Below are 26175 nucleotides of genomic sequence, written 5' to 3' on the forward strand. Positions count from 1 at the left end.
ACATCCCGATGCAAGAAAGCAGGAGGTGACGTCTGTGCTCGGCTTGATGCAGTCCCAGGGACTGATGATCTCGTCCATCCTCAAGCACGCCGCCCGCCACCACGCGGAGGCGAAGGTGATTTCCCGGACCCATGAGGGAACGACCCACCGGTATACCTGGGGCGAGGTGGAACGCCGGGCGCGCAAGCTGGTGCGCGCGATGGAGGCGTTGGGCGTCGGCCGGCAGGACCGGGTCGGCACGCTTGCCTGGAACGGGTACCGCCACCTGGAAGTGTATTACGCGGCGCCGGGCTGCGAGGCGATCTGCCACACGATCAACCCGCGCCTGCACCCGGACGACATCACCTACATCATCAACCATGCCGGCGATAAAGTACTGTTCGTCGACGCCAGCTTCGCCGGCTTGATCACCGCCATCGCCCCAAGGATCGCCGACACGGTGAAGGCGGTGGTGATGCTGACCGCGCCGGAGCACATGCCGGAGGTGACGCTCGCCCCCGGCATGGCGGTGCACTGCTATGACCGGATCGTCGACGACGCGGACGAGGACTACACATGGCCGCTGTTCGATGAGCGGACGGCCAGCGCGTTATGTTACACATCCGGCACGACCGGGCGGCCGAAGGGCGTGCTGTACAGCCACCGCTCGACCTTCCTGCACGCCTATGCCATTGCGCTGCCGGATGTTCTGGATCTGCGGGCAACCAGCCGGGTGCTGCCGGTGGTGCCGATGTTCCACGTCAATGCCTGGGGTATCCCCTATGCCGCGGCACTGACCGGCACCTCGCTGGTACTGCCGGGCCGGCACCTTGACGGCGCCAGCATGGCGACCCTGCTGAACGATGAGGCCGTCACCTTCACCTGCGGCGTCCCCACGGTCTGGCTTGGCCTGCTGCAGCACCTGCGCTCCAGCGGTGAACGGCTGAACACCGTGCAGCGCATCATGACGGGCGGGTCAGCGGCGCCGCAGCTGCTGATCGACGCTTTCCGCGACGAGTACAACGTTACGGTCGAGCACGGCTGGGGCATGACCGAACTCAGCCCCGTCGGCACCTACAACGCGCCGAAGCCGGCCCAGGACGGCCTGTCCGTCGAGGAAGCCACGCGGCACATGCTGAAGCAGGGCCGCGTGCTGCCCGGCATCGACATGAAGATCGTCGACGGCAACGGACAGGAGCTGCCCTGGGATGGCGTGGCGTTCGGCGACCTGAAAGTGCGCGGCCCCTGGGTTGCCAGCGCCTATTACGGTGACGAACCCGGCAGCGCGCTGGATGCGGATGGCTGGTTCGCCACCGGCGATGTGGCCACCATCGACGCGGACGGGTTCATGGAGATCACCGACCGATCCAAGGACGTGATCAAGTCGGGCGGCGAATGGATCAGCTCGATCACGCTGGAGAACATCGCCGTCTCTCATCCCGATGTCGCGGAAGCCGCGGTGATCGCCGCAACGCATCCGAAATGGGATGAGCGGCCGTTGCTGCTGGTCGTGCCGCGTTCCGGCGCGACGGTCGATCCCGCGTCGGTGCTGGCGCTGTATGAGGGCAAGGTCGCCAAATGGTGGCTGCCGGATGAGGTCGTGGTGGTTCCCGAACTGCCGCACACGGCGACCGGCAAGCTGCTGAAGACCGACCTGCGGTCGCAGTACCGAGACCACTATCTGAAGGCCTGATCTTGGATCACCGCCTGATCGCCTGGGGCCTGCGAACGCCGCGAGGAAGCCGGGCGATGCCTCGCCTGTGGCTGTTCACGGACCAGGCGCGCCTGCCCGACCCGCGCCCGGTGGCGGCCAGGCTGCCGGCCGGCCGCGCCGGGATCGTCCTTCGTCACGACGCGGCGCCGGACCGGCAGGCGTTGGGCCAGGACCTGGCCCGCATCTGCCGAACCCGCCGGCTGGTGCTGGTGGTGGCGGGCGATGCCCGGCTGGCGGCACGGCTTCACGCCGGCCTGCATCTTCGCGCCGGACGCTGGCCAGGCGCGGCGACACGACGCCAGGTCACGCGGTCGGGGGCATCCCAAGCGACATCGCCAATAGCATCCAGGGCGGCATCCACGGTGGCACCCGGGATGGCACCCGGGATGGCGTCCAGCGGGATGGCTGCACGGACGGTGCCGATTACCAGCTCCGCACACACGGTGGCGGATCTCGTCCGCGCGCGTCGAGCCGGTGTCATGCTGGCATTCCTGTCCCCGGCCTTCCCCACCGCCAGCCATCCCGGGGCACCGGGCCTGGGGCCGGTACGCTGGGGCCTGATGGTCCGCCAGGCGGTCCCCGCCGCGCTGCGCATCGGCGCGCTGGGTGGCGTGGACGGCCGCACCATCCACCGCTTGCCGGCCCGATGCGTGGCGGTCGGCGCGATCACCGCCTTCTGGGGATGATGCCGGCCGCGACACCGATAGCCGGTCCGGCGAACGTCGCGGATCATATCAGCGGACATCCGAACCGGAATCCCGGCATGGCCGTAGCCCTGTGACCCGCACAGGATGAACGGCCCGCTTCCCCTTGGAATGACCGACGCCCAAAGGCTGCTGGAACAGGCGCAGCACGCCCTGGGGAACCGTCGTCCCGACGACGCGAAGGCGTTGCTGGACCGCGCGCTGCGGGCCGAACCAGGCAACCCCATGGTGCTGACGAAGCTGGCCGAGTTCGCGCTGCGGGATCGGGACCAGGCGCTGGCCGAACGGCATCTGCTGGCCGCCCTCGCGGCCGAACCGCATTTCGCGCCGGCCTGGACGGAGCTGGCGCATGCACGCTGGCTGGCGGGCCGCCGTGGCGCCGCGACCGAAGCGGCCCGGCGCGCGCTCGACATCCAGCCATTCGTCATGCGGTTTCGCCTCCGCTACGTCCAGTTCGCCGCCTGGACCGGCCATATCAGGGAGGCACGCGAAGCACTCGCGCCGCTGCTCGATCCCGCCGGGTCCGAACCGCCCGCGCAGGCGATGGCCACTGCCATGCTGGGCGAGATCCTGATCGCCGCCGGCCAGTTCGAGGCAGCCATCCAGCCGTTGGAGGATGCGCTGCGCCGGCTGCCGTCGCTGCCCGCGGCTACCATCATGCTGGCGATGAATCGGCTCCGGCTTGGGGATTTCCGGGCGGGGTGGCCGGGCCTGGACATACGGGAGCCCGGCCGGGAACTCTACAAGGACGGGCCGCCCGCCGCCTTCGGCGCCTGGTGGACGGGCGGCCCGATCGCCGGCCGGTCGATCCTGATCGCCGACGACCAGGGCCATGGCGATGCGATCCAGGTGTTTCGCTATCTGCCGATGATCCGGGCGATGCGGCCGGCGCGGATCACCTGGCGTACCTTTCCGCCGCTGGTGCGCCTGTTCGCCGCGGCAGCCCCGGATGTGACGGTGCTGGCCGGGCTGCCGGAGGACGCAGCGTTCGACACACACTGCACCTCGACCAACCTGCCCCGCTGGCTGGACACGACGGCGGATACCATTCCCGGCGGCATCCCGTATCTTCGCGCCCCGGCCCGGAGCCGGCTGTCGCATCCGCGGAACCGCCGGCTGAAAGTCGGCCTGGTCTGGTCCGGCGACCAGCGCCACATGCGGGATCACCTGCGGTCGATTCCGGCGGCGCTGTTCCTGACACTCGCCGACATCCCGGACATCGCGTTCTACAGCCTGCAGCATGAGGTGCGGGACCAGGACCGCCCTGCCCTCGACGCTCGGCCGGCGATCGACCGCCGGGTCGAACAGGCGATTGACCTGGCCGACACGGCCACGCTGATCGCCGGTCTGGACCTGGTGATCGCTGTCGATACGGGCGTGGTGCACCTGGCGGGGGCGATGGGCAAGCCGGTCTGGCTGCTGCTGCACAGCACCCCCGACTGGCGCTGGCAGGCAGAGCGGACGGACAGCCCGTGGTATCCGTCGCTCCGGCTGTTCCGGCTCAAGCCCGGGGAATGGATCGACCGTCCGCGCCGCGATCCCGAGGACATGGGATGGCGCCCGCTGGTGCGCCGGGTCGCCAAGGCGCTGCGGACCCTTTCCGCCCGCCGCGACGGACGAGGCATGACCGCCTGAGACGGGCCAGCGGCCGGAAGAAGCGGGTCAGGCCGCCGAATCAGAGCGCGATCGCCTGAAGCCGGCGGTTGGAGGGTGTGAAGCGTGCTTTTGAAGCAAAGAGTTGCTGAAGCACGGGGTCAACCTGACCCCATGATGCCTAGAGGATTGCAGGGCATGATGGGATGAACCCATCAGGCTCCGGCCAGACCGCCGGCGTCAGGCGGTCGGGATCATCCGGCCGAGCGGGCGGCCGCCAAACAGGTGGACATGGAAATGCGGCACTTCCTGTCCTCCATGCTGACCCATGTTGGCCAGGATACGGTAGCCCGGTGCCTCCAGCTCCAGGTCGCGCGCGATCTTGCCGACCGCGCGCATGAACCCGGCGATCTCGTCAGGGCTGGCCAGGGCGCTGAAATCGGCGAAGGAACAATACGGCCCCTTCGGGATCACCAGGATGTGGATCGGCGCCTGCGGCGCAATGTCGTGGAATGCCAGCGCCCAGTCATCCTCATAGACTTTCTTGCTGGGTATCTCCCCGCGCAGGATGCGCGCGAAGATGTTCTGATCGTCGTATGGCGGCAAACCGGTAACCGGCATCCTGCATATCCCTCCCCGCGGCCCGGTCAGCCAGGCCACGCCGGTCAAAAGGCGCATCAGGCCGCGTCGGGCGAGTATACGCCGATGACCGGCCGCGCTGAAGCGCAACAAGGCCGGAACGCCGGTCCCGGGCGATCGGCGCTATGGAATTTTCTTCGTCCGCAGCCGGCGCGGGATTGCCAGGACCTTCTCCCTGGCGGCCTTTTCGGCAATGCCGCTGATGCCTTCCCGCCGGGTCAGTTCCGCCCATACCTCATCCGGCTCCACGCCGGCCGACACCCACAGGACCAGCAGGTGGTACAGCACATCCGCGCTCTCCGCGACCACGGCGGTGCGATTGCCGGCCACCGCCTCGATCAGGCACTCGACCGCTTCCTCACCGAATTTCTGCGCCACCTTGGCTGGTCCGCGCTGCAGCAGGCGGGCGGAATGGCTGATGTCCGGGCTGGCCGTGCGCCGGGATTCGACAACCGCATACAGCCGGTCCAGCACCAGGGCGCTGGCGTCGCCGGTGCCGATGATTGGCAGGACCTTCTTGATCGCCGTCCGCTTCTTCGGCTTGTTCGGTTTCGGCTTGGCGACGGCCTTGTCGCCTTCGACCTTCTTTCTTGCGGACTTCGCCATGATCAGGCTGCCTTGCGCGGCAGTCGCACCGGCAATCCGGCAGCGGCCAGGGCGGCCTTGACGTCGGATATGGTGAACGTGCCGAAGTGGAAGACACTGGCGGCGAGCAGGCCGGTCGCACCGGCCTTCGCCCCCTCGACGAAATGCTCCAGCGTGCCGACGCCGCCCGAAGCGACGATCGGCACCCGCACGGCGGCACAGGCGGCACGCAGCAGATCGAGGTCGAACCCCTTGCCGGTGCCGTCGCGGTCCATGCTGGTCAACAGAATTTCTCCCGCACCCAGTGAGACCACCTGCCGGCACCATTCGATTGCATCGATCCCGGTGGGCCGCCGGCCGCCATGGGTGAAGACGTCCCACCGCCCGGGCGCGGTCTGCTTCGCATCCACCGCCACGACGATGCACTGGCTGCCGAACTTGGTCGCCGCTTCGCGCACCAGCTCCGGCCGCGCCACCGCCGCCGAATTGATGCTGCACTTGTCGGTGCCGGCCAGCAGCAGGCGCCGCATGTCCTCGGTCGAGCGGATGCCGCCGCCGACGGTCAGCGGCAGGAACACCCGTGCCGCGGTACGCGAGACGACATCCAGGATGGTGTCGCGATCTTCGTGGCTGGCGGTGATGTCCAGGAAGGTCAGTTCATCCGCGCCGGCCGCGTCATAAACCGCAGCCTGCTCAACCGGATCGCCGGCATCGCGAAGGGACACGAAGTTCACGCCCTTGACGACGCGACCGTCCTTCACATCCAGACAGGGAATGACCCTCAGTTTCAGCATGGGGGCGCTTTAGAAAACGTCGCTCCCGCCGATGCAAGCGATTTAGCCCCACCGCCGCCAACTAATCCGGCCAGTGCCCGACGACAGGGCAACTCATCCGCATCATGCCGCGAACAGCGCCAATGCCGCCGCCGGATCGACCCGCCCGTCATACAAGGCACGCCCGACGATGACGCCTTCGATTCGCGTACCGCGCGCCGCCTGCTTGAGCGCCGCCAGGTCATCCAGCGATCCGACGCCGCCGGAGGCGATCACCGGAGTCGTCAGCCGCTCCGCCAGTTCCACTGTCTGTTCCAGGTTCAGACCGGTCAGCATGCCGTCACGGCCGATATCCGTGTAGATGATCGCGGCGACCCCGGCATCCTCGAAGCGCAGACCCAGATCGACGGCGGACATCGACGATGTCTCGGCCCACCCCTCGGTGGCGACGAAGCCGTCGCGTGCATCGATGCCGACGGCGATGCGTCCCGGAAAGCGCTGGCAGGCCTCCAGCACCAGCGGCGGGTTCTTGGCGGCCGCGCTGCCCAGGATGACGCGGTGGACACCGTTGTCCAGCCAGGCAGCGATGCCGGCGATGTCGCGAATGCCGCCGCCCAGCTGCACCGGGACCGAGGTGCAGGCGAGGATGGCCTGAACCGCGCCGCCGTTGACGGGCCGGCCGGCGAAGGCTCCATTCAGATCGACCACGTGCAGCCGGCTGAACCCGGCATCCTGCCAGGCGCGCGCCTGGGCTCCCGGATCGGCGGAATATACCGTGGCCTGGTCCATTTCCCCGCGACGCAGCCGCACACAGGCGCCGTCCTTCAGGTCGATGGCCGGATAGATCGTCAGGCTGGTCATGGGATCGGCCCATCCATCGGTTCAGGGCCGGTCATTGACCGAACGCGCCCTTCGGCGGTCGCAGCCGCTTGTAATAGAAATAGCCCCGCACGGGCCGGCCGCGCACCAGCGCGTATTCCGGATGCTCACCCCAGCGGTGGTAGCCCAGGTGCTCATACAACCGGATGGCCGAGGTCTGGGTTTCGCGAACATCCAGATTGAGGATGTGATAGCCCAGATCGCGTGCCCGATCCTCCACGCACAAGGTCAGCATGCGCGCCAGTCCGTGGCCGCGCGCGTAAGGCGCGATATAGGAGTGCATCAGGTTGGCGGCGAAGGACTGCGCCTCGTTGTTGCGCGGCGGGCGCACCAGGATGGCGGACCCGACGATGTCGCCGTTCAGCCGAGCGACGAACAACTCTCGTTCCGGCACCAGCAGAACGCCGCGAAAATAAGTTTCCAGCGCCCGCCGGCCCGGCGGATTGAGCCAGCCGAACCCGCCGCCGTCGATGATCGCGGCGTCCGTGGCCTCGCACAGGGCGTTCAGGTCGGCGTCGGAAAACTCCTCCAGCCGCTCGACGAAAAGCTGCGGCTCGACGTCGGGCTGCCGGGCTCCGGGCATCGCTGTCGGCACGGTCACGGCGCCCAAAGCAGGAAGTTGCTCAACAGGCGAATGCCGACATCCTGGCTCTTCTCGACATGGAACTGGGTGCCGGCACGGTTGCCCGCGACAACGACGGCCGGCACGACACCGCCATAGTCGGTCGTCGCGATCGTTTCCCCAGCCATGCCATTGGTCAACGCGTAGCTATGCACGAAATAGACATGGTCATCGGGTTGCAGGCCGTCCAGTAGAGGATGCGATCCAGGAACGAAATCCAAACCGTTCCATCCCATCTGCGGCAGGCGCAGCCCTCGCGCCTCCATCTCGGCGATATCGCCCTTGATCCAGCCGAAGCCCGGCGTCACCCCATGCTCCAGCCCACGCTCCGCCATCAGTTGCATACCAACGCAGATGCCCAGGAACGGCGTGCCGCGCGCCGTGGCCCTTTCGATGACATCGCGCATGCCCGGTACCGCGGCCAGGCCGGCGGCGCAGTCGGCGAAGGCACCCTGGCCCGGCAGGACGATCCGCTGGGCGTTCGCAACGACCTCGGGCTCTGCGGTCACCAGGACTTCGGCCGGCAGCCCGGCACGGTCCGCAGCCAGGGCCAGAGCCCGCGAGGCAGAGGCCAGGTTGCCGCTGCCGTAGTCGACGACGGCGATGCGCATCGGGGGCTTCCCGGCAGGCGCGGTCATGGCACGCCGACGCCCAGGCGCGCCACCAGGTCGGGCCGGTGGGTCAGCAAGCGCATCCACGCATCATCCCGATCCCGGCCCGCCACCACATGCGCAACGACATAGCCGCGATGATCCAGCGCCCAACCCTGCATATCGTGCCCGTTCAGGCCCAGCAGCAGCGCAATGCCACAGGCCGCCGCGACGCCCCACGCGGCGGGCAGCCACAGCAGAACCACCACATAGGCCAGGAGGCTGAACGCCGCCGGTATCCAGGCGCGCTGCGAGGCCAGCCAGAGCGGCCCGAGGAAGAACGACGCCCAGGCAAACCCTTCCGACATCAGTACCGGCTCGGCGTCCGGCTTCACATGCACGGCGTAGAGTCTCACAGCGCCCCCTTGGTCGACGGGATGGCATCCCCGATCCGGGGGTCCTTCGCCACCGCCATACGTAGGGCGCGCGCGGTCGCCTTGAAGCACACCTCGGCAACGTGATGCGCGTTACGGCCGGCCCGCCGCGTCACATGCACCGTCATCATTGCGTTGAAGGCCAGCGCTCGGAAGAATTCCTCGAACAGCTCGGTGTCCATCTCACCGATCTTCGGCCGCTCGAACGTCACGTCCCAGGCGAGGAAGGGCCGGCCGGAGATGTCGATCGCCACCTCGGCCAATGCCTCATCCATCGGGGTCACGGCGTGGCCGAAGCGGGTGATGCCCCGCTTGTCACCCAGCGCCTTGGCTATGGCGGCGCCGATCACGATGCCGACATCCTCGGTGGTATGATGAAAGTCGATGTGCAGATCGCCCTTCGCCCGCACCGTCAGGTCGAACAGGCCATGGCGTGCCAGTGCGGTCAGCATATGGTCCAGGAAACCGACGCCGGTGCTGATTTCGGCCTTGCCGGTGCCGTCCAGGTTCAGGGAGACGGTGATGTCCGTCTCCGACGTCGTGCGCGTCAGGGTCGCGGTGCGTGCCATCATGCACGTTCCACTACAGCGGCAGGCCGGTGCGGTCCAGCGCGGTCAGCGGCCGGTGCGCACCGGTGCCGATCAGGCCGGATCGGCGGATCGGGACCCGTGCCGGCGCAGCACCAGGGAGTCGAGGATCAGGGCCGCGACACCGCAGACGATCGCCGCGTCCGCCACATTGAACACGTACCAGGACACGTCGCCCCAAGGGGTCGCGACATGCGCATGGATGAAGTCGACCACGGCGCCGAACCGCAGCCGGTCGACCACGTTGCCGATGGCTCCGCCAGCGATGGCGCCGATCGACATGGCTACCAGCCGCGTCTCCGCCCGCCACAGCCAGAAGCCCAAGGCCGCCACGACCACCAGCGCGACGGCCACGAGGCCCAGCGCGCCGGACGCGCCGAAGCTGGTCAGCAGACCGAAGGTGACGCCGCGGTTCCAGACCATCGTCAGGTTCAGCACCGGCAGCAGCACCACCTGCCGAAGCGCCGGCAGGTCCAGCATGTCCAGCACCCACCATTTGCTGAGCTGATCGGCCGCGAGCACGATCAGGGCTGCCAGCAGCCCCAGCGCGATCAACCGCCCCCGCCCCGGATCACCCGCCATGCCGGGGCTCACGCCACCTTGCACACCAGCCCGGACTCCACCGCGTCGGCGCAGCGCAGGCACAGCGTCGGATGGGTCGCGTTCGTCCCCACTTCCGGCAGCACTTTCCAGCAGCGGGCGCATTTCTCGCCGGGCGCGGGCGTGACCTTCGCGGGGGTATCGTCCATTGCCGGCGCGATCCGTACGGAGGAGACGATCGCGATCTCGGACCATGCGGCTTCATCCAATAATGTCTGATCGTCGGCCAGTAGCGGCAGTTCCACCGCCGCCTGCAGGGAGGAGCCGATGATGTTGTCCTTCCGCGCTTCCTCGATCGGCACGGTGATGCGCCGGCGGATGGCGCGGATGCGCTCCCACTTCGCGGCCAGCAGCGCATCCCGCCAGGCGGCGGGCGGCGTCGGGAACAGTTCCAGGTGCACGCTGGTGTCCTCACCGAAACGGGCGCACCAGGCCTCCTCGGCGGTGAAGCACAGCACCGGGGCGAGCCAGGTGCACAGGTAGCGGTGCAGATGGTCGAGGACGGTCCGAGCGGCGCGGCGGCGAAGGCTGTCGGGACGGTCGCAGTAGATGGCATCCTTGCGGATGTCGAAATAGAACGCCGACAGGTCGACGGAGCAGAAATTGTGCAGCTCCGGATACACGCCGGTCCAGTCATAGGACGTGACGGCGGCGCGGATGCGTGCGTCGATCTCGGCCAGGCGGTGCAGGACCCAGCGTTCCAGCTCCGGCATCTCGGTCTCGGGGACGCGTTCGGCCGCGGTGAACCCGTCCAGGCTGCCCAGCACCCAGCGCAGCGTGTTGCGCAGCCGGCGGTACAGCTCCGCCTGCTGCTTCAGGATCTCCGGCCCGATCCGCAAATCCTCGCTGGTGTCGGACATCATCACCCACAGGCGCAGGATGTCCACGCCGTACTGCCTGGCGACCTCATCCGGCGCGACGACGTTGCCCAGGGATTTGGACATCTTGCGGCCGTGCTCATCCAGCACGAACCCGTCGGTCAGCACCGCCTTGAACGGCGCCACGCCACGGGTACCGACAGCCTCCAGCAGCGAGGACTGGAACCAGCCGCGATGCTGGTCCGACCCTTCCAGGTACAGGTCGGCCGGCCAGGGCAGGCCGCGTGCCTCCAGCACGAAGGCGTGGGTCGAGCCGGACTCGAACCACACGTCGACGATGTCCATCACCTGTTCATAGTCATCCGGGTTGCGGTCCGGACCCAGGAAGCGGGCGGGCGGCGAGGCATACCAGGCATCCGCGCCCTCGGTGGTGAAGGCCGCGACGATCCGGTCCACCACGACCTTGTCGCGCAGCGGCTCACCGGTGCGCTTCTCGACGAAGACGGTGATCGGCACGCCCCAGGCGCGCTGGCGGCTGATGCACCAGTCGGGCCGGTTGGCGACCATGGAGCCGATGCGGTTGCGGCCCCGGTCGGGCACGAAGGTGGTGGCGTCGATCGCCGCCAGGGCCTTCTCCCGGATTCTCTCCGGCCCGTCCATCCGCACGAACCATTGCGGCGTGGCGCGGAAGATCAGCGGCGCCTTGGAGCGCCAGGAATGCGGATAGGAATGGACGATCTTGCCGCGCGCCAGCAGCGCACCGGCCTCGGTCAGCGCCGCACAGACCGGATCGGCGGCCTTGTAGACATGGGCGCCGGCGAACAGCGGCACCCAGGCGTTGAAGGTGCCGTCGTCGCCGACCGTTTCCGGGATGTCCAGCCCGTTCGCGCGGCCCAGATGGAAGTCGTCCTCGCCATGGCCGGGCGCGATATGGACGAAGCCGGTGCCGGCCTCGGTGGTCACGAAATCGGCCAGCAGAAGCGGCGTATCCTGGTCATAGCCCTTGCCGCGCAGCGGATGCGCCATGACGGTGCCGGCCAGATCGGCGCCCTTCACGGTCGCCAGCACCGTATGTGCGGTGATGCCGGTATCGGCCAGCACGCCGGGCAGCAGCGCCTCGGCCAGCACCAGCCTCTCACCGGTGCGGGCCAGCGACTTGTCGGCCGCGCCGTCGACGCGGATCACCACGTAGTCGAACTCCGGTCCGGCCGCGACGGCGCGGTTGCCCGGCATCGTCCAGGGGGTGGTGGTCCAGATCACCACCGACGCATCCGCCAGCGCAGGGACCGACGGGCTGATGACGGGGAAACGCACCCAGATCGTGGTGCTGGCATGGTCGTGGTATTCGATCTCGGCCTCGGCCAGCGCGGTCTTCTCGACCGGCGACCACATCACCGGCCGCAGGCCGCGATACAGCGCGCCGTTCAGCAGGAATTTGCAGATCTCCGCCGCGATCGCCGCTTCCGAGGCAGGGTCCATGGTGGCGTAGCGCTGACGCCAATCACCTTCCACGCCCAGGCGGCGGAACTCACGGCCCTGCACCGTCATCCAGTGATCCGCATAGGCCCTGCATTCCGCACGGAAATCCAGGACCGGGACGGAATCCTTGTCCTTCTTCCTGGCGCGATATTCCTCCTCGATCTTCCATTCGATCGGCAGGCCGTGGCAGTCCCAGCCGGGGATGTAATTGGCGTCGAACCCGGCCATCTGGCGGGTGCGGTTGATGACGTCCTTGTGGATCTTGTTCAGCGCCGTGCCGATATGGATGTTGCCGTTCGCATAGGGCGGGCCATCATGCAGGATGAACAGCGGACGCCCGGCCGAGGCGGTGCGCAGCTTGTTCCACAAATCCATGGCATCCCAGCGGGCGAGAATCGCTGGCTCCTTCTTCGGCAGGTCTCCCCGCATCGGAAAGCTGGTGCGCGGCAGGAACACGGTGTCCCGGTAATCGCGCTGGGAGTCGGTCGCGACGTCGTTCATTGTAGTCCCGTATGATGACGGGCACCCCGGTTGGGGGCCCTGCTGGGTGCCTTCCTGGGCTGGTCCCATATGGGCTGGTCCCATAATGGATTGGCAGCCGATCCGGCCAGCCTATACACGCAGCTTGCCGGCACCACCATGGCGAAGGCGCGGACCGAGGGACGCCCGCCGTGCAGAGCCCTGTCCATCGGCCGGCCCTTCCTGGTCACGCGCCGCCTTCCCGCCCGCGCGAACGGTCCATCGAGCCCGCGCTTATCGTTGCGCCGCGGGGCGCAGCCCCGCATCGCCGCCCGCGCAGCCCACCGTCAAACGCGTGCCGAGGAGGAGGGATCTCGGCGGCCAACTCACAACCCGAAGGCGTACGGCGAGGCGGCACGGCCAGCGGTCTGGAATTGGACGCCGGGCGGACAGACCATCGCACGCTGCCCCCCGGTCAACGCCCCGCTCGGCTATCAGGTCTTCGGTTATCGGGTCTTTGGTATCTCGAACCCGGCGCCGCGTTCGACGTATTTGACGATCTCGGTCAGGTCCTGCCTGGCGGCGCCCTGGAACATGGCGTGCTTGAACACCAGCCTGGCGGCCTGGCACACCCACATCGGAACGCCCAGCGCCTCGCCCTGCTCGATCGCCAGGTCGATATCCTTCATCAGAATGTGCATCTCGGCGCCGAAGTCGAAGCGGCGGTTCAGCACCGACATCGGGAACTTGGCATCGACCGCGCTGTTGCGGCCGCTGCCGGCACTGATCGCAGTGACCATGACCTCCGGGTCCAGCCCGCCCTTGGCCCCCATGACGAAGGCTTCCGAGGTTGCCGCCAACGCCACGGCCGACAGGATGTTGTTGGTCAGTTTCAGCACCTGTGCAGCGCCCGGCTTGTCACCGGCGATGGTCAAGGTGCGGCCCCACTGGCTGATCATCGGGCGCACCCGCTCGATCGCCGCCGGATCGCCGGCCGCCATCACCGACAGGGTGCCGGCGCGCGCGCCGGGTGGACCGCCGGAGATCGGGCAATCGACGACCGTCACGCCCTTGGCCGCCATGCCCTTCACCAGTTCGTCGACGAATGGGACGCCGACGGTGCAGGTGTTCACCAGCAGCGTCATCCTGCCGCCGTGCACCAGTCCGTCCGGCCCGAACGCGACGGCGCGGAACGCCGCTAGCGTGGGCAGCGAGACGAACACGATCTCACATTTGTCCGCCATGTCCCTCGGCGATTCGGCGCGGCGGGCCTGCCGGTCGAGCAGCGGCCGCATCGCGGCCTCATTGATGTCGTAGACCGTCAGGGCATGCCCGGCATCCATCAGCCTGCCGGCCATCGGCAGACCCATGTTGCCGATGCCCAGATATCCCGCTTCCATTTGGTTTCCCCCGTTTGGCTTCCGCCGGTTTGGCGCCCCTCATCAGGATTCCGGCTCTCAGGATGCCGGCGCCAGCGGCTCCGTCCAGGCGTCATAGCCGTAGACCCAGTCGGCGTCATGCGGCTGCCTCAGCCAGGTATTCTGCGCCGAGGTCAGCTGGATGCGTGATGTCCGCGGCTTCCGCGTCGCCTCATAGCGGCGCAGCGCCGCATTCACGCCGTCGCGGTCCACGCCATCCAGGCAGCGGGACAACACCGCGCCGTCCTCGATCGACGTGGAGGCACCTTGCGCCATGTAGGGCGTCATCGGATGGCAGGCATCGCCGAGCAGGGCGACGTTGCCCTCGACCCAGCGGGGCAATGGATCGCGCTCGACCAGCGCCCATTTATGCACGTCCGGGCAAGCGGCCAGGATGGCGCGCACCTGCGGGTGGAACATGTCGTAAGCAGCGCGCAAAGTGTCCAGATCACCCTTGGACGACCAGGATTCGATGGAGAAATCCGGCTCCGGCGTGGAGGTGACGAAATACAGCTCATCGCGCCGGGGGTTGACGAAATAGCTGACGATGTGGCGGTCCGGCCCCCACCACTTGATGCACGGATACACATCGAGACCGTTCAGCCGTCGCGTGGGGAACACCGTGCGATAAGCGACGCGGCCGGTGAAGCGCGGCGCCTCCGGTCCCAGCATCGCCTCCCGTACGATGGAATGCACGCCATCGGCGCCGATGACGGCGTCCGCCTCGGCGCTTTCACCATTGGTGAACCGCAGGCGGACGGTGCCATCGGGGTTGTGGTCGAGGCCCATGAGCCGGTGGTTCAGGCGGATGGCCTCCGGCGGCACCAGTTCCGCCAGCATCGCGTGCAGGTCGCCGCGATGCATCAGGAAATAGGGCACGCCGTGGCGCGCCCGCACCGCCTCGCCCAGCGGCAGGGAGTTCGTCAAGGCGCCGGTATCGTAGTCGCGGGAGTCGTTGCTGTCGGGCTGGAAGGCCTGCGCCAGCAGCCGGTCCTTCAGACCGAGCGCATACAGCACACGGATCGCGTTCGGCGCCTGCTGGATGCCGGCGCCCAGGCGGGTGAAGCCGCGTGCCTGTTCGAAGATGCATACTTCAACGCCGATCCGGCGCAGGCAGGCGGCGGCGGTCAGGCCGCCGATGCCGGCGCCGATAATCGCGATCCGCAGCGTCTGCTGGCGCATTGGCCTGCCCTCTTGGAAATCTTCCACGACCGGATGGTGGGAGATTTGCCGGCCGCCGGCAACCGTCCGGCCAGGCACCGCCCGGCCAGGCGGGGGCCTTTCCTGCCCGGCCGCGTCCTTTCACACGCTCTCGCAACGACTGGAACTCCACGTGACTGGAACACCACATACAGGATCGGGATGACGAAGATGCCGGCCGCGCTGGCGGCGATCATGCCGCCGAACACTGGCGTGCCGACATTGCGCCGCGCGAGCTGGTTGACGCCCGGCAGGGCCGAGGACTGCTTCTTCACCGTCACGCCCTGCTGGCGCAGCTCGGACAACACTTTCGACAGCGCGACCTGGACCCGGTTGTCGGCATTGACGGCATCGATGTCGGGGTCAGTGCCCGGCTCGAACGACAGGGTCAGCGTATAGCCGCCATCGTCGCCGCTGATGCTCTCCATACAGATAGAGTAGCAGGACGGGGCCAATCGAGCGGAACGATGCATCAATGGCCCCGGTGGCAACGATTGGGCACCATGCCGAATGCGCCCTGCCTATACCAGCCTTCCGTCCCGCAATGTCACGATTCGGTCCATCCGCTCCGCCAACTCGGGGTTGTGCGTCGCGATCAGCGCCGCCAGTCCGTGTGCCCGTACCGCGGCCAGCAGCTCGATGAAGACTTTCTCGGCGGTCGGAACGTCCAGGTTTCCCGTCGGCTCGTCCGCCAACAGGATTTTCGGACGGTTTGCCAGGGCCCGGGCGATGGCGACACGCTGCTGCTCACCACCGGACAGCTTCCCCGGCAGGTGCCCCAGCCGATCCGTCAGGCCGAATGAGGATAGCAGGCCCTTCGCACGCTCCTCGGCCCGCCGTCGCGCGACACCGGCGATCATCTGCGGCAGCACGACATTTTCCAGCGCGGTGAATTCCGGCAGCAGGTGGTGGAACTGGTAGACGAAGCCGATCGTGTCGCGGCGCACCGCCGTACGGGCGGCATCCGGCAGGTTGCCGGCGTCCTGGCCCTCGATGACCACGGCTCCGCCGTCCGGCCGATCCAGCAGGCCAGCGACATGCAGCAGGGTCGACTTCCCCGCTCCGGACGGGGCCACGAGGGCGACGATCTCACCGGCCCGCAGCGACAGGTCCGCGCCGCGCAGGACGGCGAGTTCGCCGGCGTCGCCGCGATAGGACCGGCGCACCCGGCGCAGCTCCAGCGGGTCACTCATGCCGCAGCGCCTCCACCGGATCGGTGCGGGCCGCCCGCCAGCTTGGATACAGGGTCGCCAGCAGGGACAACGCCAGGCCAAGCACGACGACCCGTCCGACATCGCCCCAGTCGATCGTGCTGGGGAGTTCCGACAGCATGAAGACCGAGGCGTCAAAGACCCGGCCGCCGGTGACGTTTTCGATGAAATGCTGCACCGCGACGATATTCCAGCAGAACACGATGCCGATCAGCGTGCCGATCAGCGTGCCGGCGACGCCGACAAAGGCGCCGCACATCAGGAAGATGCGCATGATCGCGCCGTTGCTGGCGCCCATGGTCCGCAGCACGGCAATGTCGGAGCGCTTGTCCTTTACCAGCATGATCAATGACGACACGACGTTGAACGCCGCCACCAGCACGATCATGCCCAGGACGATGAACATCGTGTCCTTCTGCACCTGCAGCACGCCGACGATCGTGTCGTTGGCGTGCCGCCAGTCCCGTGCATAGACGGGTTTGCCGGCGATCAGCGCGCGCAACGGCGCCTCCACCGCGGCGATGTTGTCGGGGTTGGTCAGCCTGATCTCCATGCCGGTGATCGCATTCGGTTTCTGAAAGAAGACCTGCGCCGCCGGCAGCGGCAGGAACACGACGCTGTTGTTGTAATCCGCCAGGCCGGAGTCGAAGATCGCGACCACCTTGTATGCCCGCACCCGCGGGATGGTGCCGAACGCCGTCGCCGCCCCGTCCGGGGAAATGATGGTCAGCGGATCGCCGGTCTTCAGCCGGTAGGAACGGGCGAGGCCGATCCCCACAAGGATCGCGTCGTCGCCCTGGAAGGCCGACAGGTCGCCGGCGACGACATGGTCGCTGATCGGATGCAGGTTGCGCAGGTCCGCCAGCGTGATGCCGCGCACCAGCCCGCCGCGCGCGCCCCCATTATCCGTGCTCAGCAGCGCCTGTCCGTCCAGCACCGGCGTGACCGAGGCGACGCCGGGGATCGCGCGCACCTTGTCCACCAGCGGGGCGAAATCGGTGATCTTCTGCCCGGCATAGGCCTCGATCGTCACGTGCCCGTTCACGCCGAGGATGCGGGACACCAGCTCGACCTGAAAGCCGCTCATGACCGAGGTCACCACGATCAGCGTGGCGACCCCCAGCGCGATGCCCACCAGGGAAAAGATGGCAATGATGGAAACGAACCGTTCCCCCTTGCGGGCGCGCAGATAGCGGCCCGCCACCATCCGCTCGAACGGTCCGAACATTCAGCCGATCCGCGCCAGCGCCTCTTCCGGGGACGTCTCGACCCGCTCCCCGGTCGCGCGGCGCTTCAGCTCCACCGTGCCGGCGGCCGCCCCGCGCGGGCCGACGATGATCTGCCAGGGATGGCCCATCAGATCGGCATCGGCGAACTTCGCGCCGGCGCGATCCGAGCGGTCGTCATAGAGGGCATTGCCGTTGAAGGCGGCGTAGAGTTTTTCGCACACCGCATCGCATCCAGGGTCGCCGACCTTCAGGTTCAGGATGGCCGCCTTGAACGGGGCAATGCTGTCGGGCCAGATGATGCCGGCGTCGTCGTGGCTGGCCTCGATCACCGCGCCGACCAGGCGGGACACGCCGATGCCGTAGCTGCCCATTTCCGGGAAGACGGGCTTGCCGTCGGGGCCGGCGACGGTGGTGTTCATCGACTGGGTGTATTTCGTGCCGAAATAGAAGATGTGGCCGACCTCGATGCCCCGCCCTTCCCGGCGGCGGTCAGGCGCCACCTGCTCCCACCGGCCGGCGTCATGCTTTTCGTCCGTCGCGGCGTAGTGGGTGGTCATCTCCTTGAAGAAGCGCTCAAGGTCCCCGGCGCTACCGTGGCTGAAGCCGCCGGCGCCGGAGGACAGGTAATCGATCTCCTCGAACGCCGCGTCGAAATAGACCTGGCTTTCACCGGTGGGCGCCAGGATGATGAACTCGTGGCTCAGATCGCCGCCGATCGGGCCGGTGTCGGCTTCCATCGGGATGGCCTTCAGCCCCATGCGCTGGAAGGTGCGCATATAGGCCAGCATCATCTTGCGGTAGCTGAGGACGGCGCCGGCGTGGTCGAGGTCGAAGGAATAGGCGTCCTTCATCAGGAACTCCCGCCCACGCATCACGCCGAAGCGGGGCCGCACCTCGTCGCGGAACTTCCATTGGATGTGGTACAGGATCTGCGGCAGCTCGCGGTAGCTCTTGATCGCCTGGCGGAACAGGTCGGTCACCATTTCCTCATTTGTCGGCCCGTACAGCATGTCGCGCTCATGCCGGTCGCGAATCCGCAGCATCTCCTTGCCGTAATCCTCATACCGGCCGCTTTCCCGCCACAGCTCGGCCGGCTGGATCGTCGGCATCAGGATTTCCTGCGCGCCGGCACTGTCCTGCTCCTCACGCACGATGCGCTCGACGTTGCGCAGCACGCGCAGCCCCAGCGGCAGCCAGGCATAGATGCCGGCCGAGGTCTGGCGCACCAGCCCGGCCCGCAGCATCAGCCGGTGCGACGCGATCTGCGCCTCGCTGGGCGTTTCCTTCAACGTGGGGACGAAGCCATGGGACAGGCGCATCGCGGTGTCGTTCCGTTCAAACCGAAGAGCGCGTAGGTATCGTGTTTGCCGCCTCGCCGCTACCCGTCGCCGTTGGCGGCGTCCGGCCGGAGCGGTCCGGCCAGGGACGTGCCGGTTGGGGACGTGCCGGTTGGGGACGTGCCGGTTTGTGCGTCGCACAATAACAAAAGCGAATTCTTCATGACCGGAAATCTTGTTGCATTGCACAACATTAGCGTGAAATAAAATCGTCGAATCGACCGAAAATTTCCACAAAAGCCCGTGACACTGCCCTGGAACTTGGCTAACACAACGGCGGGCCATCTACCGGTGGGTAGCAGGCCCAGGTTTGGGGAGGAAACGCCAACCGCCCGGCAGTCGAGGACGCGATCCTCACTGTCCGAGGCGGGGCAGTTTCACCGCCGGATCAGAGCCCGTCCGCATCGTGCATCGCCAGCACCCCGTGCCGGAAGCTGATGTAATCACTGCGCACCACCGCATAGATCCCAAGCCACAGCACGCTCGTTACCAGGGTGGTAACGATAACCTTCATCACCAGCCGGGGATTTTCCGGCGTGCCCCGCCAGCCGCTGACCTCATCAGGGCGGTCCATCGGCCGCGTTCGCAGCGGCAGCACGGCGAACAGGGCCGTCCACCAGATGATGATGAATAACATGCAGCCGGTGAACCAGTTCATGGGCGCATCAAACCCTCAAGAGGTGGATATCGACCATCGGCCGCTTGCCGATCCGTCGGCCAAGCGTCCGCCGCAATGCCGCGCGCGCGGCATCCGCCAAAGCCGAGTCCTCGCGCCGGACCGAAGCGGGCAAATCTTCCACAAGGCCGCGCAGGTCATCGGCCACGCGATCCATACCCGGGTCGTCGCTGTCCAGCAAACCCGGCGCGCTGATCCGCGGCTGCCCGACGACCATGCCATGCCGGTCGACCGCGAGGCTGGCGACGACAATGCCGTTGAACAGCATCCGCCGCCGCGCCGACATCACCTCTCCATTCATCGGGATGACCCGGCTGCCGTCCAGAACCATCCGTCCCACCGGTGCGCTGCCGATGATCTCGGGCCGGTCGGGTGCCAGGCTGAGGATGTCCCCATCCTCCAGCAGAAAGGGCGTGGCCCCGGCCGCCCGGGCGAGCTCGGCGTGCGCCGCAAGATGGCGCCATTCACCGTGCACCGGGACCGCATAGCGCGGCCTTACCAGACTATAGAGCTTGCGCAGCTCATCGCGCGCCGGATGGCCGGAGACATGGACGCTATGGTCCTCGTCGGTCATCAGCCTGACGCCGCGCCGTACCAGGCCGTCCTGCACCAGGCCGATCGCCCGCTCATTGCCCGGGATCATGCGGGACGAGAAGATCACCGTGTCGCCTTCGCCCAGGGAGACGACGGGATGGCTGTCCTGGGCGATCCGCGCCAGCGCGCTGCGTGGCTCGCCCTGGCTGCCGGTGACCAGGATCAGCAGGTTGTCGTCCGACACGTCATCGATATCGTCCTCGGTCAGGAACGGCGGCAGACCGGCCAGATAGCCGCATTCCCGCGCCGCCGCGTCCATGTTGCGCAGCGACCGCCCGACCAGCGCCACGCTGCGTCCGGCCTCGCGCGCCGCGACCGCGACCGATTCCATGCGCGCGACATTGCTGGCGAAGCAGGTCACCGCAACCCGCCCGCGCAGGCCACGGATCAGCGCGGTCAGCACCTGCCGCACGTCCCGCTCGCTGCCGGAATGCCCCTCCACCATCGCGTTGGTCGAATCGCAGACCAGCGCCAGCACCCCTTTCTCCCCCAATGCCGTCAGCGCCGCCTCATCGCTCGGCGGCCCGATCAGCGGATGCGGATCCAGCTTCCAGTCGCCGGTGTGCAGGATGGTCCCCAGCGCCGTCTCGATGACCAGCGCCTGCGCCTCGGGGATCGAATGCGCCATGCGGATGAAGCGAAGGTTGAACGGCCCCACCGAAAAAACGCCGCCGGGCGGCACGACATGCACCGGCACCTGGTTGGTCAACCCGTTCTCGCCCAGCTTGCGCCGCAACACGGCAGCGGCGAACGGGGTCGCATAAACCGGACAGCGCAGCCGCGGCCACAGCCAGGCGACGGCGCCGATATGATCCTCATGCGCATGCGTGATCACCAGGCCGGCCAGATCGTCGTGGCGATCGGCGATGAAAGCGGGGTCCGGCATCATGACCTCCGCTTCCGGATGTTCGCTGCCGCCGAAGCCGATGCCGCAGTCGATCGCCAGCCACCGCTCCTTCCCCGGGCCGCCGAAGCGGTAGAGGTTGAGGTTCATGCCGATTTCGCCGGTCCCGCCCAGGGGCAGAAAGGCCAGGTCACCATCATCCATTGGGCAGGGGTCGTTCCGTCACTCGTGATCGATCAGGCGGGTTTTTTCGCGACTCAATGTGGGGGCCGGGTTGCGTTCCGCCAATAAGCGCAATCCATCCAGGGTCAGATCGGGCTCGATGTGCTCGATCATCATCGTGCCCTCGGCGAACAGCGGCGCCAGCCCGCCGGTCGCCACGACCTTCATCGGGCCGCCATACTCGCTCTTGATCCGCGCCAGCAGTCCTTCGATCAGGCCGATATAGCCCCAATACATCCCGGACTGCATCGCCGGCACAGTCGACCGGCCGATCACCGATTGCGGCCTGCCGATGCCGATGCGCGGCAGGCGTGCCGCCGCCTGGTGCAGCGCTTCCAGTGACAGATTGATGCCCGGGCAGATGACGCCGCCCAGGTAGCTGCCGGTCGTCTCGACGACATCGAAGGTGGTCGCGGTGCCGAAATCGACGACGATCAGCGGGCCGCCGAACCGGCGATGGCCGGCCAGCGCGTTCAGCAGGCGGTCCGCGCCGACCTCGTTCGGGTTGTCGACACGGATCTCGAACCCCCAGTCCAGGGAGGCATTGGCGATCAGCGGTTCCACGTTGAACCAGTCGCGGCACAGGCGGCGGAGGTGATACAGCGCCGCCGGCACGACGGTACCGATCACCGCGGCACTGACCTGTTCGCGCGTCAGGCCGGACAGTTGCAGCAGCGCGCTCAGCCAGACGGCGTATTCGTCCGAAGTCCGCTGCGCATCGGTGCGGATGCGCCAGGAGCCGCGCCAGCCGGTGTCGTCATGCACGGCGAAGACGATGTTGGTGTTGCCCGCGTCAACGACCAGCAACATGAACCAGCTCCCTGCCCCGCGTCGTGCCGGGCCGATAACGGCGGACCCCCGGTCAGAGAGCCGGTCCGAGGCGTGCGCCCCGAAGATCCTGGATGGCGGCCGACTTTCCGGTCGGCCGCCGCCACATGAACGCGTGGACGCGCGGAGTCAACGCCGGTTCCAGAACAGACGTTCGCACACGCGACGCATCCCGTTGATCTCACGCAGGAAGTGCGGCGCGATCGGCGCCCGGGCACGGCATTTGCGCAGATTGCGGACGGTGTCTGCTTAATCCAACGGCAGGCCTGGGAGCGATCGCCCATCCGACGCCTCCATCCGGGCATGGCACAGGGTCGGGCATGGCAAGGGATTGATGGCATAGGGATTGAATGAACCGACCGCTGTGTGGCGGCCGGGACCGATCGAAACCCCTATGGCGTTTCTTGCGATGCTGAGGCACGCTGGACGCATATCTGACGGGGCATGGGCCAGATCTCGGCGTCCACGTTTGGTGAAACGCGAAACACGGGTGCGCCGCGCGGGCGGCCGCGCCGGTGACGGAGGTTGAATCGGCTCATGAGGCCCATGCGTAGACGCACCTTGCTGACCGCCGCCGGCGCCATCGCCGCCGGTTCCCTCGCCGCTCCGCGCCTGTCCCGGGCTGCCGACAGCAAGGTCCTGAAATTCGTGCCGCAGGCGAACCTGGCCAACCTGGATCCGATCTGGACGACGCAGTACGTCGTGCGCAACGGCTCCCTGCTGATCTGGGACATGCTGCTCGGCGTGGACGACCAGTTGCGGCCACAGCCGCAGATGGTCGAGAGCTATGAGGCATCACCCGATTTCAAGGTCTGGACGTTCAAGCTGCGGCCCGGCCTGAAATTCCACGACGGCGAACCGGTGCGGGCCAGGGACGCGGTCGCCAGCATCAACCGCTGGATGGCGCGGGACGCGCCGATGGGGGTGCCGATCAAGAAGCGCATAGACGCCTTGGAAGCGGTGGATGACAGGACGTTCCGCTTCCGCCTCAGCCAGCCCTATCCGAAAATGCTGTTCGCCCTGGGCAAGAGCAGCACGCCCTGCCTGTTCGTGATGCCCGAGCGGATCGCCGCGACCGATCCGTTCAAGCAGATCACCGAGTATGTCGGCTCCGGTCCGATGCGCTTCAGGCAGGACGAATGGGTTCCCGGCGCCAAGGCGGTGTTCGAGAAGTTCGACGGCTATGTGCCGCGCACCGAAAAGGCGAACTGGCTCTCGGGCGGCAAGCGCATCAACTTCGACCGGATCGAATGGCAGATCATCCCGGACGGCGCCACCGCCGCGGGCGCATTGCAGAACGGCGAGGTGGACTGGGTGGAGACGCCGGTGACCGACCTGGTCCCGTCGTTGCGGCAGAACCCGGCGATCGCCGTCGACATCGCCGACCCGCTGGGCAATATCGGCTCCTTCCGCATCAATCATCTGTATCCGCCGTTCAATGACGAGCGGGTGCGGCGGGCGGTGCAGATCGCGCTGAGCCAGGAGGACTACATGGGCGCGGTCATCGGCAGCGATGAGTCGCTGTGGAAGACGCTGCCCAGCTTCTTCACGCCGGGCACGCCGTTGTACACCGAGAATGGTGGCGATCCCCTGAAGGGCAGGCGCGACTACGACGGCGCGAAGCAGCTGCTGGCCGAGGCCGGCTACAAGAACGAGCCGATCATCCTGCTGGTGGCGACCGACGTGGCGATCACCAAGGCCCAGGGCGATGTGACCGCGGATCTGCTGAAGCGTATCGGCATGAACGTGCAATACCAGGCGCTGGACTGGGGCACGGTGGGCCAGCGCCGCGCCAGCAAGGAGCCGCCGGACAAGGGCGGCTGGCACATCTTCCACACCTGGCATGCCGGCGCCGACTGCGTGAACCCGGCGCCGTACACAGCCTTGGACGCGTCCGGTCCGACCGCATGGTTCGGCTGGCCGAAATCCGACCTGGTGCAGGAGAAGATCGCCGCCTGGTACGCGGCGCCGGATCTCGCCGCCGAGAAGGTTGCGATCGCGGAGCTGAACAAGGCGGCCATGGATTTCGTGGTTTACATCCCGACCGGCTGGTTCAAGTTCTATCAGGCCTGGCGCACCAGCCTGTCCGGGGTGACCAAGGCCCCCTTCCCCGTGTTTTGGGATGTGACGAAGGCATAAGCATGCAAGCAGTTCCGGTCAGGCAAGACAGGGTATGCCGTTCTCCCGCCTCCGCGTGCCGGTCCAGCCCCTGCGCCGGTCCCTCCGGCGAGACCCCTTCCATTGACGGACAACACCCGCCGCCGCGTCCATTCGGCGGTCGCTCTGACATGCCTGGGCGGGACCGCGCCTGATGCTCGCCTATGCCACGCGCCGGATTCTGGCGACGATCCCGGTGGTGCTGCTGGTCGCGCTGTTCGTGTTCAGCCTGCTGTACATCGCGCCCGGCGACCCCGCGGCGATCATCGCCGGCGATCAGGCAACGCCGGCCGATGTCGAGCGAATCCGCGCGTCGCTGGGCCTGGACCGGCCTTTCCTGATCCGGTTCGGGGACTGGTTCTTCCATGTCCTGCAGGGGGATCTGGGGACCTCGATCTTCACCAACCTGCCGGTCTCCCACATGATCGCGCAGCGGGTCGGACCGACCATGTCGCTGATGGCGCTGACCCTGATCCTGTCCCTCAGCCTGGCGATTCCGATGGGCGTCGTGGCGGCCTGGAAGCAGGGCGGCTGGATTGATCGCGCGGTGATGCTGACGGCGGTGTTCGGGTTCTCGACGCCGGTGTTCGTCGTCGGGTACCTGCTGGCCTATGTCTTCGCGCTGCGGCTGGATTGGCTGCCGGTGCAGGGTTACACCCCGCTCGACCAGGGGTTCTGGCCGTTCCTGCGCAACCTGATCCTGCCGGCGGTGGCATTGGGCCTGATCTACATGGCGCTGATCGCCCGCATCACCCGCGCGGCCATGCTGGACGTGCTGTCGCAGGATTACGTGCGAACCGCCCGGGCCAAGGGGCTGGGCCAGACCGGCATCCTGTTCATCCACGCGCTGAAGAACGCCGCGGTGCCGATCGCCACCATCGTCGGCATCGGCTTCGCGGCCCTGATCGGTGGCGCGGTCGTGACCGAAAGCGTGTTCGCCATTCCAGGTCTCGGCCGCCTGACGGTGGATGCGATCCTGCGTCGCGACTACCCGGTCATCCAGGGCGTCGTGCTGCTGTTCAGCTTCGTCTACGTGCTGGTGAACCTGGCGGTGGACCTTCTTTACACCGTGTTTGACCCGAGGATCCGGTATTGAGCGCGACGACACATGACAATGTCCGGGTGGTGGAGGCGCCGGCGCTGCCGGCGATCCTGCCGACGCCGAAGCAGCGCGGACGGGTGGCGGGATTCATCTACCGGCATCCGACCATTTTCGTGGGCGCCGTGCTGGTGGGGATCATGATCCTGATCGCCATCCTGGCACCCTATCTGGGCACCAGGGACCCGACGGCCCTGGCACCGGCCCGCCGCACGCGGGAGCCTTCGGCATTGTACTGGTTCGGCACCGATATGCTGGGCCGCGACGTCTATTCGCGTGTCATCTACGGATCGCGGGTCTCGCTGGTGGTGGGCTTCGCGGTGGCGCTGTGCGCCTCGGCGGTCGGAACCTTCTTCGGATTGATCGCCGGCTTCGTCCGCCGCCTCGATTCCGTGGTGATGCGGATCATGGACGGGCTGATGTCGATCCCGTCGCTGCTGCTGGCGATCGCGCTGATGGCGCTGACCAGGGCCTCGGTGCAGAACGTCATCATCGCGATCTCGGTAACCGAGTTCCCCCGTGTCTGCCGCCTGGTGCGCGGCGTGGTGCTGTCGCTGCGCGAACAGCCTTATGTGGAGGCGGCCATCGCGTCCGGCACGCGGACGCCGCTGATCATCTGGCGCCACATCCTGCCGAACACCCTGGCGCCGCTGATGGTGCAGGCCACCTTCATCGCCGCCTCGGCGATGATCACCGAGGCCATCCTATCCTTCATCGGCGCCGGCACGCCGCCCACCATCCCAAGCTGGGGAAACATCATGGCCGAAGGCAGAGCGTTGTGGCAGGTGAAGCCGTATATCGTGTTCTTCCCGGCGATCTTCCTGTCCGTCACCGTCCTGGCGGTGAACCTGCTGGGCGACGGGCTGCGCGATGCCCTGGACCCGCGCCTGGCGAAACGGCTGTAA

At 67.4% G+C, this 26175-nt stretch carries 25 protein-coding genes; 6 read left to right on the forward strand and 19 right to left on the reverse strand.

Going from position 1 to position 26175, the window contains the following annotated elements; translation table 11 throughout:
• Nucleotides 1–25: 25 nt before the first annotated feature.
• The 3 genes from VHC04_RS07130 (at nucleotide 26) to VHC04_RS07140 (ending at nucleotide 4032) form a co-directional block, all read left to right on the forward strand.
• Nucleotides 26–1672 carry a long-chain-fatty-acid--CoA ligase gene (locus tag VHC04_RS07130; RefSeq protein ID WP_325679483.1) on the forward strand — a complete coding sequence of 549 codons (1647 nt, stop codon included), beginning with the start codon at nucleotides 26–28 and terminating at the stop codon, nucleotides 1670–1672.
• 56 nt (nucleotides 1673–1728) lie between these two features.
• Nucleotides 1729–2379, forward strand: coding sequence for a thiamine phosphate synthase (locus VHC04_RS07135; RefSeq protein ID WP_325679485.1), 651 nt, complete (start codon nucleotides 1729–1731; stop codon nucleotides 2377–2379).
• 129 nt (nucleotides 2380–2508) lie between these two features.
• Nucleotides 2509–4032 carry a tetratricopeptide repeat protein gene (locus VHC04_RS07140; RefSeq protein WP_325679487.1) on the forward strand — a complete coding sequence of 508 codons (1524 nt, stop codon included), beginning with the start codon at nucleotides 2509–2511 and terminating at the stop codon, nucleotides 4030–4032.
• Between the two features lie 198 nt (nucleotides 4033–4230).
• On the opposite strand, the gene VHC04_RS07145 is transcribed toward VHC04_RS07140, so the two are convergent.
• The 19 genes from VHC04_RS07145 to VHC04_RS07235 form a co-directional block, all read right to left on the reverse strand.
• Nucleotides 4231–4611, reverse strand: a complete 381-nt coding sequence (locus VHC04_RS07145; RefSeq protein WP_325679489.1) for a histidine triad nucleotide-binding protein — start codon at nucleotides 4609–4611, stop codon at nucleotides 4231–4233.
• A 141-nt stretch (nucleotides 4612–4752) separates the two neighbouring features.
• Entirely contained in the window at nucleotides 4753–5235 is a 483-nt protein-coding gene (locus tag VHC04_RS07150) for a phosphoribosyl-ATP diphosphatase (protein WP_325679491.1), read from the reverse strand.
• Between the two features lie 2 nt (nucleotides 5236–5237).
• Entirely contained in the window at nucleotides 5238–6008 is a 771-nt protein-coding gene (hisF, locus tag VHC04_RS07155) for an imidazole glycerol phosphate synthase subunit HisF (protein ID WP_325679493.1), read from the reverse strand.
• A gap of 102 nt (nucleotides 6009–6110) precedes the next feature.
• A complete protein-coding gene (gene hisA / locus VHC04_RS07160) occupies nucleotides 6111–6848 on the reverse strand; it encodes a 1-(5-phosphoribosyl)-5-[(5-phosphoribosylamino)methylideneamino]imidazole-4-carboxamide isomerase (RefSeq protein ID WP_325679495.1) in 738 nt (245 codons plus the stop codon).
• 31 nt (nucleotides 6849–6879) lie between these two features.
• Nucleotides 6880–7449 (reverse strand): GNAT family N-acetyltransferase, encoded by a 570-nt coding sequence (locus tag VHC04_RS07165; RefSeq protein WP_325679497.1) that lies wholly within the window; start codon nucleotides 7447–7449, stop codon nucleotides 6880–6882.
• A 14-nt stretch (nucleotides 7450–7463) separates the two neighbouring features.
• The gene (gene hisH / locus VHC04_RS07170) at nucleotides 7464–8099 is read right to left on the reverse strand and encodes an imidazole glycerol phosphate synthase subunit HisH (RefSeq protein ID WP_325679499.1); all 636 of its coding nucleotides are present in this window, start codon (nucleotides 8097–8099) and stop codon (nucleotides 7464–7466) included.
• Between the two features lie 23 nt (nucleotides 8100–8122).
• The gene (locus VHC04_RS07175; RefSeq protein ID WP_325679501.1) at nucleotides 8123–8494 is read right to left on the reverse strand and encodes a DUF2628 domain-containing protein; all 372 of its coding nucleotides are present in this window, start codon (nucleotides 8492–8494) and stop codon (nucleotides 8123–8125) included.
• A complete protein-coding gene (gene hisB, locus VHC04_RS07180) occupies nucleotides 8491–9081 on the reverse strand; it encodes an imidazoleglycerol-phosphate dehydratase HisB (RefSeq protein ID WP_325679635.1) in 591 nt (196 codons plus the stop codon). Before hisB ends, VHC04_RS07175 begins: the two co-directional genes overlap by 4 nt.
• A gap of 72 nt (nucleotides 9082–9153) precedes the next feature.
• Nucleotides 9154–9681 (reverse strand): signal peptidase II, encoded by a 528-nt coding sequence (gene lspA / locus VHC04_RS07185; RefSeq protein ID WP_325679503.1) that lies wholly within the window; start codon nucleotides 9679–9681, stop codon nucleotides 9154–9156.
• Nucleotides 9682–9689: 8 nt separating this feature from the next.
• Nucleotides 9690–12497, reverse strand: coding sequence for an isoleucine--tRNA ligase (gene ileS / locus VHC04_RS07190; protein WP_325679505.1), 2808 nt, complete (start codon nucleotides 12495–12497; stop codon nucleotides 9690–9692).
• A 464-nt stretch (nucleotides 12498–12961) separates the two neighbouring features.
• Nucleotides 12962–13855 carry an NAD(P)-dependent oxidoreductase gene (locus tag VHC04_RS07195; protein WP_325679507.1) on the reverse strand — a complete coding sequence of 298 codons (894 nt, stop codon included), beginning with the start codon at nucleotides 13853–13855 and terminating at the stop codon, nucleotides 12962–12964.
• A gap of 57 nt (nucleotides 13856–13912) precedes the next feature.
• Nucleotides 13913–15055, reverse strand: coding sequence for an FAD-dependent monooxygenase (locus VHC04_RS07200; protein ID WP_325679509.1), 1143 nt, complete (start codon nucleotides 15053–15055; stop codon nucleotides 13913–13915).
• A complete protein-coding gene (locus VHC04_RS07205; RefSeq protein WP_325679514.1) occupies nucleotides 15001–15501 on the reverse strand; it encodes a hypothetical protein in 501 nt (166 codons plus the stop codon). The genes VHC04_RS07200 and VHC04_RS07205 overlap by 55 nt, the downstream gene beginning before the upstream one ends.
• A gap of 93 nt (nucleotides 15502–15594) precedes the next feature.
• Complete coding sequence (locus tag VHC04_RS07210; protein WP_325679516.1) at nucleotides 15595–16266, reverse strand: ABC transporter ATP-binding protein; 672 nt, start codon at nucleotides 16264–16266, stop codon at nucleotides 15595–15597.
• Complete coding sequence (locus VHC04_RS07215; RefSeq protein ID WP_325679518.1) at nucleotides 16259–17512, reverse strand: lipoprotein-releasing ABC transporter permease subunit; 1254 nt, start codon at nucleotides 17510–17512, stop codon at nucleotides 16259–16261. Before VHC04_RS07215 ends, VHC04_RS07210 begins: the two co-directional genes overlap by 8 nt.
• Entirely contained in the window at nucleotides 17513–18832 is a 1320-nt protein-coding gene (gene proS / locus VHC04_RS07220) for a proline--tRNA ligase (protein WP_325679519.1), read from the reverse strand.
• Nucleotides 18833–19238: 406 nt separating this feature from the next.
• The gene (locus tag VHC04_RS07225; protein WP_325679521.1) at nucleotides 19239–19508 is read right to left on the reverse strand and encodes a DUF1467 family protein; all 270 of its coding nucleotides are present in this window, start codon (nucleotides 19506–19508) and stop codon (nucleotides 19239–19241) included.
• 7 nt (nucleotides 19509–19515) lie between these two features.
• Nucleotides 19516–21168, reverse strand: coding sequence for a ribonuclease J (locus VHC04_RS07230; protein WP_325679523.1), 1653 nt, complete (start codon nucleotides 21166–21168; stop codon nucleotides 19516–19518).
• A gap of 18 nt (nucleotides 21169–21186) precedes the next feature.
• Entirely contained in the window at nucleotides 21187–21996 is an 810-nt protein-coding gene (locus tag VHC04_RS07235; RefSeq protein WP_325679525.1) for a type III pantothenate kinase, read from the reverse strand.
• Between the two features lie 564 nt (nucleotides 21997–22560).
• Here VHC04_RS07235 and VHC04_RS07240 point away from each other — a divergent pair.
• From VHC04_RS07240 to VHC04_RS07250, 3 genes are all read left to right on the forward strand, one after another.
• Entirely contained in the window at nucleotides 22561–24153 is a 1593-nt protein-coding gene (locus VHC04_RS07240) for an ABC transporter substrate-binding protein (protein ID WP_325679527.1), read from the forward strand.
• Nucleotides 24154–24325: 172 nt separating this feature from the next.
• On the forward strand, nucleotides 24326–25267 hold the full coding sequence (locus VHC04_RS07245; protein ID WP_325679529.1) for an ABC transporter permease: 942 nt from the start codon (nucleotides 24326–24328) through the stop codon (nucleotides 25265–25267).
• Nucleotides 25264–26175, forward strand: coding sequence for an ABC transporter permease (locus VHC04_RS07250; protein ID WP_325679531.1), 912 nt, complete (start codon nucleotides 25264–25266; stop codon nucleotides 26173–26175). The genes VHC04_RS07245 and VHC04_RS07250 overlap by 4 nt, the downstream gene beginning before the upstream one ends.

Origin of the sequence: Rhodopila sp. (assembly GCF_035548095.1) — a bacterium.
Taxonomy (GTDB): domain Bacteria; phylum Pseudomonadota; class Alphaproteobacteria; order Acetobacterales; family Acetobacteraceae; genus Rhodopila.

Coding starts and splice junctions, on each gene's coding strand:
- lspA (WP_325679503.1), bottom strand. CDS start 9,681: ATGGCGGGTGATCCGGGGCGGGGGCGGTTGATCGCGCTGGGGCTGCTG.
- VHC04_RS07165 (WP_325679497.1), bottom strand. CDS start 7,449: ATGCCCGGAGCCCGGCAGCCCGACGTCGAGCCGCAGCTTTTCGTCGAG.
- VHC04_RS07205 (WP_325679514.1), bottom strand. CDS start 15,501: ATGGAGAGCATCAGCGGCGACGATGGCGGCTATACGCTGACCCTGTCG.
- VHC04_RS07230 (WP_325679523.1), bottom strand. CDS start 21,168: ATGGATGATGGTGACCTGGCCTTTCTGCCCCTGGGCGGGACCGGCGAA.
- VHC04_RS07195 (WP_325679507.1), bottom strand. CDS start 13,855: ATGGAAGCGGGATATCTGGGCATCGGCAACATGGGTCTGCCGATGGCC.
- VHC04_RS07215 (WP_325679518.1), bottom strand. CDS start 17,512: ATGTTCGGACCGTTCGAGCGGATGGTGGCGGGCCGCTATCTGCGCGCC.
- VHC04_RS07150 (WP_325679491.1), bottom strand. CDS start 5,235: ATGGCGAAGTCCGCAAGAAAGAAGGTCGAAGGCGACAAGGCCGTCGCC.
- VHC04_RS07210 (WP_325679516.1), bottom strand. CDS start 16,266: ATGAGTGACCCGCTGGAGCTGCGCCGGGTGCGCCGGTCCTATCGCGGC.
- VHC04_RS07200 (WP_325679509.1), bottom strand. CDS start 15,055: ATGCGCCAGCAGACGCTGCGGATCGCGATTATCGGCGCCGGCATCGGC.
- hisB (WP_325679635.1), bottom strand. CDS start 9,081: ATGGCACGCACCGCGACCCTGACGCGCACGACGTCGGAGACGGACATC.
- hisA (WP_325679495.1), bottom strand. CDS start 6,848: ATGACCAGCCTGACGATCTATCCGGCCATCGACCTGAAGGACGGCGCC.
- VHC04_RS07225 (WP_325679521.1), bottom strand. CDS start 19,508: ATGAACTGGTTCACCGGCTGCATGTTATTCATCATCATCTGGTGGACG.
- hisH (WP_325679499.1), bottom strand. CDS start 8,099: ATGCGCATCGCCGTCGTCGACTACGGCAGCGGCAACCTGGCCTCTGCC.
- proS (WP_325679519.1), bottom strand. CDS start 18,832: ATGCGCCTGTCCCATGGCTTCGTCCCCACGTTGAAGGAAACGCCCAGC.
- VHC04_RS07135 (WP_325679485.1), top strand. CDS start 1,729: ATGCCTCGCCTGTGGCTGTTCACGGACCAGGCGCGCCTGCCCGACCCG.
- ileS (WP_325679505.1), bottom strand. CDS start 12,497: ATGAACGACGTCGCGACCGACTCCCAGCGCGATTACCGGGACACCGTG.
- VHC04_RS07240 (WP_325679527.1), top strand. CDS start 22,561: ATGCGTAGACGCACCTTGCTGACCGCCGCCGGCGCCATCGCCGCCGGT.
- VHC04_RS07245 (WP_325679529.1), top strand. CDS start 24,326: ATGCTCGCCTATGCCACGCGCCGGATTCTGGCGACGATCCCGGTGGTG.
- VHC04_RS07235 (WP_325679525.1), bottom strand. CDS start 21,996: ATGTTGCTGGTCGTTGACGCGGGCAACACCAACATCGTCTTCGCCGTG.
- VHC04_RS07140 (WP_325679487.1), top strand. CDS start 2,509: ATGACCGACGCCCAAAGGCTGCTGGAACAGGCGCAGCACGCCCTGGGG.
- hisF (WP_325679493.1), bottom strand. CDS start 6,008: ATGCTGAAACTGAGGGTCATTCCCTGTCTGGATGTGAAGGACGGTCGC.
- VHC04_RS07145 (WP_325679489.1), bottom strand. CDS start 4,611: ATGCCGGTTACCGGTTTGCCGCCATACGACGATCAGAACATCTTCGCG.